This window comes from Rhizobacter sp. P1_G5 (genome assembly GCF_056405435.1).
On the sequence record NZ_JBFUCB010000961.1, the window covers coordinates 1 to 1,475 of the forward strand.

The following is a 1,475-nucleotide window of genomic DNA, read 5'->3' on the forward strand; positions in this document are numbered from 1 at the left end:
ATGCAGCCGGTGTCGATCAGCAGCGTCTGGCCGGGCTGCAGCTCGCGCTTCATCACGGTGCCGCCGGCGTGCACGAAGGCGAGGCCGTCGCCCTCGAGCTTCTGCATCACGAAGCCCTCGCCGCCGAAGAAGCCGACCGACAGCTTCTGCTGGAAGAAGATGCCGAGCGACACGCCCTTGGCGGCGCACAGGAAGGCATCCTTCTGGCAGATCAGCGTGCCGCCGAGCTGGCGCAGGTCCATCGGCAGGATCTTGCCGGGGTACGGGGCCGCGAACGCGACCTTGCGCTTGCCCTGCCCCTGGTTGGTGTAGACGGTGGTGAACAGCGACTCGCCGGTGATCAGCCGCTTGCCGGCGCCGAGCAGCTTGCCGAAGATGCCGCCCTGGCTGGCCGAGCCGTCGCCGAAGACGGTGTCCATGCCGATGCCGGCATCCATGTACATCATGCTGCCGGCCTCGCCGACCGCCGCCTCGCCCGGGTCGAGTTCGACCTCGACGAACTGCATCTCCGAGCCCTTGATCTCGTAGTCCACCACGTCCATTGCCACGTTCATGCTCCTGGTTGAGAACGGGCGGATTCTGACATCGTCGGGGAGCGGCCAAATCTTTCGATGCGGCAGCAAGCCAGACTACTCATAGATCTTCGCCGCTGATGGCAACCCAGACTGTCTCGACCGAACTGCCATCTTCAGCAAGAGCCTCCAAAAGTGATCCACGCAAGTCCTCCCTGTGCGACAGGACGTTCATTGTGGAAAGGCATCGTTCTCCGCGTAGTACAGGAGAACGTCCAGTGCTTCTTCTGTCGATCTGCCACCGCCCTCTGCTTGCTGTCGAATGTCCGTCGCAAGCGGAGCCTCGAGAAAGTACTCAAAGGACGGGGCGCCTTTCAACAGACGCACCACCGACTGGCCTTCTTCGTACTCAATAACGGCCGCCTCAGAGTCCAGCGACCATGGACGCCTCGCGTAGACGACGTCGTATTCCCCCAGCTTGTCACACTGGTTCAGTATTTCTCGCAGTTTCATGCTTACCTCAGTAGCCACCCTCCAGAGCTTGACTCCACCAACCTGATGTGGGCGAAGCAGCGGTTGCCGTGGCCCGCTTTGGTGCCGTGCTCCGAACTGAGCGGCAACTACGAAGCAAAGCCGAGATCATTGACATCGAGGCCCATTGCTTGAGCCAGACTCTTCAACTCAGCAGACTCGTCGTCGGTCAACGATACGTCGTATTCAACCAACTGAGTGCAAAGGAGCTCCAAACCGACGCCCCACTCTCGCTTGGCAATCAAGGTTCTCGCATTCATCACGTCCTCATCCGGCAGCAGACCTTCAAAGCCGGCAACAAAGGCGAGAAGACGGGCTTCGAGGTTCGATTCAGTCATTGGATTCCTCCTACTTCGGGAAGGCCGTGACAATGCCTTCGCCGCGGGGCTCAACGATGCAGATCATGCACACTCCGTCGCGGACTCCCTCCAC

General features: G+C 60.7%; 3 protein-coding genes. All 3 read right to left on the reverse strand.

Annotation, left to right across the window (positions count from 1 at the left end; genetic code table 11):
* Nucleotides 1-548, reverse strand: a 548-nt coding sequence (locus AC1D12_RS33140; protein ID WP_477845351.1) for an AIM24 family protein, incomplete at its 3' end; no start/stop codon positions are given.
* Nucleotides 549-743: 195 nt separating this feature from the next.
* Nucleotides 744-1,025, reverse strand: a complete 282-nt coding sequence (locus AC1D12_RS33145; protein ID WP_477828397.1) for a DUF7716 domain-containing protein — start codon at nt 1,023-1,025, stop codon at nt 744-746.
* 107 nt (nt 1,026-1,132) lie between these two features.
* Complete coding sequence (locus AC1D12_RS33150; RefSeq protein ID WP_477828398.1) at nt 1,133-1,381, reverse strand: MafI family immunity protein; 249 nt, start codon at nt 1,379-1,381, stop codon at nt 1,133-1,135.
* Nucleotides 1,382-1,475 lie beyond the last annotated feature (94 nt).